Origin of the sequence: Coleofasciculus sp. C1-SOL-03 (assembly GCF_040220555.1) — a bacterium.
Classification (GTDB): Bacteria; Cyanobacteriota; Cyanobacteriia; order Cyanobacteriales; family Coleofasciculaceae; genus Coleofasciculus.
Genome location: NZ_JAVJUO010000096.1, coordinates 1 through 6147, shown reverse-complemented (window position 1 = coordinate 6147; position 6147 = coordinate 1). Strand labels below are relative to the sequence as shown.

Sequence of the window (6147 nt, the reverse complement as noted above, 5' to 3'; positions counted from 1 at the left end):
AGGGTTCGCGACATTTTGCTAACCATAATTGCCCATCTTTCCACTTAAAAGCCGAACGGGTAAACTCAGCACTACCGCCATTCCGCAACTTTAAGAAGTTGGGGTATTTAGCACGACCTGCCCAGAAATTGGTAAACGCTTTCTGCAAGTTTCTCAATCCCTGCTGTAATGGTACACAACTCACGTCATTAAGAAACTGCAAGTCTTCTTGCTTTTTCCAATCTGTCAGCATGGCGGATGTCTGCTTGTAGTCAATCCGCTCCTGCCTTTCGTACCAACCTTCAGTTCGAGTATGCAGTGCCAAGTTGTAAACCAGACGAACGCAACCCAACGTGCGGCGCAAGAGTTGTTCTTGTTCCGGCGTTGGGTAAAAGCGGTATCGGTAGGCGCGTTGAGTCATGCCTCACATTCTATCACATTCCCTGTGAAAACTGTAAACGGTAACCGGAGGCGCGGCTTTCCTCCCGTCGCTAAAAGCGAGGGTCGGAAAGCCGCCGAAAGATGAAGCTGGTTCTGGCAACGGTTCTATCCCGCTATCAGTTGGCGATTGCCCCCAATACGTCTGTACAACCGTGGCGACGAGGGATTACCATCGTTCCCTCTCAGGCTTGTCCCATGGTGGTGAAAACCCAGCGTCATGTTCACTCAGCGAGAGAAAAAGTCATAAGTTATAGCACTACGAGGTACGGAAAGGACATCAGTTAGTCCAAGAGGGAACAGGGAACAGGGAACAGGGAACAGTAAAGAACGTCCTAACCTGTCTTAGTACCGCTATATCAGTAATACGTTGTAAAATAGAGTACCTTTTTGATCCGATTTCTAGACCCAAACCGGGAAAACAAGTATTTATTGCTAATTGGATCAGCGCTAGTCTACTGGATGTCTCACTTGCTATCATGACCACAAAGTTCATTGCTCATTCCCCAAATAAGTTATGGTTAGCGGCGCTTAAACCACCGATGTATAGCGTGGCTATCATTCCCATTTGGATTGGTACGGCTGTAGCCTACGGGGAAACGCACCTTATGCATTGGGGAATCTTTAGCACATTTTTACTGTCAGCTATTTTAATTATTGCTTGGCTCAACCTTAGTAATGATGTCTTTGATTCAGAGACAGGAATTGATCACAACAAACATCATTCATTAGTAAATTTAACCGGAAACAAATCTCTAATTTTTTGGTTAAGCAATCTATTTTTAGCCGCAGGTATCCTGGGAATCATCGCGATCGCCTGGTGGCAACGAGACTGGACGGTGATTGTTATTGTCTTGCTGTGCTGCGCTTTGGGATACAGTTACCAAGGTCCTCCCTTTCGCCTGGGGTATCAAGGATTAGGTGAGGTGATTTGCTTTTTTACGTTCGGTCCCATGGCAGTAGCAGCCGCTTACTACTCCCAAGCCCAAACCTTCTCGTCAACCGGGTTAGCGGCTTCAATCATTATTGGCATTAGTACCTCGATTATTTTATTTTGTTCTCATTTCCATCAAGTCGAAGACGATATAGCCGCCGGAAAGCGATCGCCGATTGTACGCTTGGGAACTCAAGGTGGTGCTAAACTCCTTCCTTGGTTAAGCGGCAGCATTTTTGCCTTGACGGGTTTGTTTATTGTGTTAGGGATGTTTCCGATTTGGACAGGATTAATTGTTCTGAGTTTGCCCTTTGCTGTTGAGTTAGTCCAGCATGTTGGCGACTATCATGATCAACCGACAAAAGTCAGTAATTGTAAATTTATCGCCGTTAAGCTGCATTTTTGGAGTGGACTCTTGTTTGGCTGGGGCTTTGTTCTCTCGAATCTTTTGCTCTAAGTAATGGGGGAACAGGGAACAGGGAACAGTAAGGATTTGAGGTTGGTTAACATTTCTTAGTACAACGTACAGAATGTATGTCCAGGTACTTCATCTCGGATACTCAGAATTCTGCTTTGGAGAGGATGCTGCGATATTTGGGCAGGAGTTCTATTGATCCCCAGCCCTGGTTGAGATAGTAGTATCATAAAGTAAGGTATAAAAAAATAAATTAAACTATTTCACAGCCTCCAGCGTTGAAGCTAGGAGTTTTTTGTGACTGAACTTTAGATAAAAATGCCGCAATTGATGTCCATCTCTTGAACGATATAGGGATGAGCCAGGGTTAATCCCTTGGAGAGAGGTAAGTCTAAGTTACTCAGGCATACAATTTAATTAGTCGTCCATGAACCACTCACCTTAGTGTTCTGAAGCGTTCTAAGCTGAGTGTGATTCATGCACAAGTATTTAGAGATGGTTGGTCAATACTCGCTTAGAAGACATTAGGAGACATGATTGAAATGCTGTATGTGAGTGTAACCGGGACGGGCTGCTCAGGCTCATCCCTTTAACAGAACCAGCTTATAACTTTCCAATCTCAATAAGAATAAGAATTAAGCATAAGGACAAGGATTGAGGTTGGATGCAATTATTTTCAGAAAATTTACCTTGTCATTTCCGCTAAACATATCACTGACACAAGGATTCAATCATGCAACTTTTAGACATGAAAAACCCTCAAAAAAGTATATCACAAAATAAAGAAAATTGGTGGCAAACTCCTGTACTCAATCGTCGGGCATGGACGTGGGAAGATGCACGTAATGTAACTCACCAAGGCGAGTGGTGGCAGAATGCGGTTATTTATCAGATTTCCCCGCAGAGTTTTAAAGACAGTGATGGCAATGGTATCGGTGATTTGAATGGCATTATAGAACAACTCGATTACATTACCTCTCTCGGTGTCGATGCCATCTGGCTATGTCCGATTTATGAATCCCCCATGGAGGATTTTGGCTATGACATTACCGATATGCGGGATATTGACCCAATTTTTGGCTCTCTAGAGGATTTTAAACGATTACTGGCAGTGGCTCACTCCATGGGATTGAAAGTGCTGCTGGATCAAGTGTGGAGTCATACCTCTGAAAAGCATCCCTGGTTCCTTGAAAGTCGGCAAAATCGGGATAATCCGAAAGCCGACTGGTATATTTGGGCAGATCCTAAGCCCGATGGTTCACCCCCCAACAACTGGCTATCGGCATTTATGGGTCACAGCGCTTGGCAATGGGGACCCGAACGTAAACAATTTTATCTATACAATTTCTTAGAAAGCCAACCTGACCTGAACTGGCATAATCCAGCAGTCATTGATGCGATTTTGGAACGGGCAAAATTCTGGTTAGATTTAGGAATTGATGGGTTCCGCATTGATGCGCCTAACTTTTTCATGCACGACGCCCAATTACGGGATAACCCTGTTCGTCCGGATGATGCGTCTTTACCCGATGGCGTCGCCCCCGATAATCCTGTGGTTCGACAACTGTTTAAGTACAACTTCTGCCGTCCGGAAACCTTAGATGCCCTCAAACCTATTCGGGAACTAATGGATCAATATCCGGGTACGGTTGGCTTAGGCGAAGTAACCTTCTGTGAAGATTCGATTGCCCTTGCCAGTGAATTTGTAGCAGGGAATGAACGCTTACACATGGCGTATCATAGTGGGCTTTTGGTCGATGAACCCATCAGCGCCAAACTGATGCAACGGATGATGGATAAAGTGCTAAGTAGCTTTACCGAAGGCGGTGATTGTTGGATTGTCGGTAATCATGACTATGGTCGTCTGCGATCGCGCTGGACAGGAAAGGATACGAACGGAAATCCTTATCCGGAAGCATTTTATCACATGATTGCAGCACTGCTATTGTCTTTACCGGGTGGTATTTGTCTCTATCAAGGCGATGAACTGGGATTAACTGAAGCCAGAATTCCAGAAGATATTCCGGTGGACGAGATTAAAGACCCCTTTGGTCAAGCCCTTTATCCAGCAATTAAAGGACGAGACGGTTCCCGCACCCCAATGCCTTGGCAAGCGGATGCCCCCCACGCTGGATTTACCACGGCGGACAAACCTTGGCTACCTGTTCCCGATGATCATTATCAACGGTCAGTAAATCTGCAAAATAGAGATCCCAACTCCTTACTCAATACTTGGCGTCGTTTACTCCACTGGCGCAAAAAACAACCCGCATTAGAAGCAGGCAGCTTAGAACTTCTAGAGACGGAAGAACCGATTTTTGCCTTTATCCGGGAGTATGCAGAACAGCGAATCCTGTGTATTTTCAATTTGAGTAACAAATCTGCCTCTTATGACTTGTCTGATTATCCGGGGTGTAAGGAAACCGCAGGATTAGGTTTTACCACCGATCGCCAAGGTGATACAGTTAAAATTCCTGGTTATAGTGTGTTCTTCTGTGATATGCCCCCAACTTGTGATTGTCAACTGCAGTCGAATTAAGGGTAGCGTGTAGAGACGCGCCAACGTGTAGAGACGTTGCATGCAACGTCTCTACAAGGTTACGCCAACCCTTCCACAACCGGATGGAAGTAAAACGCCAACCCCAACACCAAATAAGCCGCAATCAGCAAAATTCCTTCCAACCAGTTCGATTTTCCATCCGAACTAATGGAATTGGCGATTAACACCGCCACCGCCACCGCCACCAATTCAAAGGGGTTAAAATCCAAATCCATGGGTTGACCCAAAAACCAACCTGCAATCACCAAGACAGGGGCGACAAACAGGGCAATTTGTAAACTTGATCCCACCGCTACCGACACCGACAAATCCATCTTATCTTTCATCGCCACTGTCACCGCCGTGGCATGTTCGGCAGCATTGCCAATAATGGGTAATAGAATCACTCCTGTAAACAGGGCAGTTAATCCTAATTCCGACGTGGCTTCCTCTAACGTTCCCACCAACAGTTCCGACTCTAATGCCACTAGGAGGGTGACTCCAAGTAACACCCCAATCCACAAGCCTAAATTCACCTTATGTTCCGGTTCCTCGGTGGAGGAGGAAACATCGTTCCCCTCTTGGGACTCAACATCCACCATGCCCACATCCAACAAATAGCTGTGGGTTTTCATCGAAAATAATAAGGTAAGAGCGTAAACCACAATCAACACCACAGCCACAGCAACTGATAATCCTTGTAACGTCGCTTCATCAATTTCAGGCGTTGTAGCATCCATCGCCGTCGGTAGCAACATGGCAATGACAGCCAAATTCATTGAGGAGGCATTTACCCGTGCCACAATCGGTTGAAAGTCCTGTTCCTTGTAGCGTAATCCCCCCAAAAGCATAGATAAGCCCATCACCAACAGCAAGTTGCCAATAATTGATCCCGTAATCGTGGCTTTGACCACATTGACTAAGCCAGCATTGAGGGCAATCAGGGCAATAATCAGTTCTGTCGCATTACCAAACGTGGCATTCAGCAACCCACCAAAGGTAGATCCAGCCACCACCGCAATTTCCTCCGTCGCCGTTCCCATCCACGCCGCCAAGGGAACGATCGCCAAACAGGAAGTAATAAAGACTATAGCTGATCCCCATTCCAGAAAATGCGCGGCAATGGAAATGGGGACAAATAGTAACAACAGTGACAGAATCGTGTTTTTGTTGAGCATATAAGAACCAGCAAAGAGGCACAGATTTACGTTAACGGTCAGGATTGGTATTTGTCATTGGTCATTGGTTATTGGTCATTTGTCGAACAGAGCTTGCACTCTATCGGGGCAGGTTTAGTGATATCAGGGTGAATATCCAATGGTAATGGTAAAACCTGCCCCCACATACAGACGCTTCTGGCATACCGGGAAGGAACATGACTCCCCCATCACCCCATCACACCCTCATCTATCTTCGCGGCTTTCCGACCCTCGCTTTCAGCGATGCTTCGAAAGCCGCGTTTTCAAGTCAAGCTGGCACTTTTACAGGAGATGCGGTAGGATGTGAGCTATGACTCAACGCGCCTACCGATACCGTTTTTACCCAACGTCGGAACAAGAACAACTCTTGCGCCGCACGTTGGGTTGCGTTCGTCTGGTTTACAACTTGGCGTTGCATACTCGAACTGAAGGTTGGTACGAAAGGCAGGAGCGGATTGGCTACAAACAGACATCCGCCATGCTGACAGATTGGAAAAAGCAAGAAGACTTGCAATTTCTTAATGACGTGAGTTGTGTACCATTGCAGCAGGGACCCAAGGAACTTGCAAAAAGCGTTTACCAATTTCTGGGCAGGTCGTGCTAAATACCCCAACTTCTTAAAGTTGCGGAATGGCGGTAGTGC

Annotated in this window: 5 protein-coding genes and 1 pseudogene; 4 read left to right on the top strand and 2 right to left on the bottom strand. The window is 46.1% G+C overall.

Translation table 11 applies throughout. The annotated features are described in order from the left end of the window. Positions 1-400, bottom strand: a 400-nt coding sequence (locus RIE73_RS16300) for an RNA-guided endonuclease InsQ/TnpB family protein (RefSeq protein ID WP_446402173.1), incomplete at its 3' end; no start/stop codon positions are given. A gap of 101 nt (positions 401-501) precedes the next feature. Between RIE73_RS16300 and RIE73_RS16295 the strand changes: the two genes are divergently transcribed. From RIE73_RS16295 to RIE73_RS16285, 3 genes are all read left to right on the top strand, one after another. After that, positions 502-705: a hypothetical protein gene (locus RIE73_RS16295; protein WP_446402172.1), complete on the top strand. Its 204-nt coding sequence runs from the start codon at positions 502-504 to the stop codon at positions 703-705. Positions 706-896: 191 nt separating this feature from the next. Beyond that, a complete protein-coding gene (gene menA, locus RIE73_RS16290) occupies positions 897-1808 on the top strand; it encodes a 2-carboxy-1,4-naphthoquinone phytyltransferase (protein ID WP_446402171.1) in 912 nt (303 codons plus the stop codon). 691 nt (positions 1809-2499) lie between these two features. Continuing rightward, the gene (locus tag RIE73_RS16285; protein WP_446402170.1) at positions 2500-4305 is read left to right on the top strand and encodes an alpha-glucosidase family protein; all 1806 of its coding nucleotides are present in this window, start codon (positions 2500-2502) and stop codon (positions 4303-4305) included. Positions 4306-4364: 59 nt separating this feature from the next. Here RIE73_RS16285 and cax read toward each other — a convergent pair whose 3' ends face one another. Further along, positions 4365-5483, bottom strand: a complete 1119-nt coding sequence (gene cax / locus RIE73_RS16280) for a calcium/proton exchanger (RefSeq protein WP_446402169.1) — start codon at positions 5481-5483, stop codon at positions 4365-4367. A gap of 331 nt (positions 5484-5814) precedes the next feature. Here cax and RIE73_RS16275 point away from each other — a divergent pair. After that, a pseudogene (locus tag RIE73_RS16275) lies at positions 5815-6147 on the top strand (helix-turn-helix domain-containing protein); the annotation flags it as partial.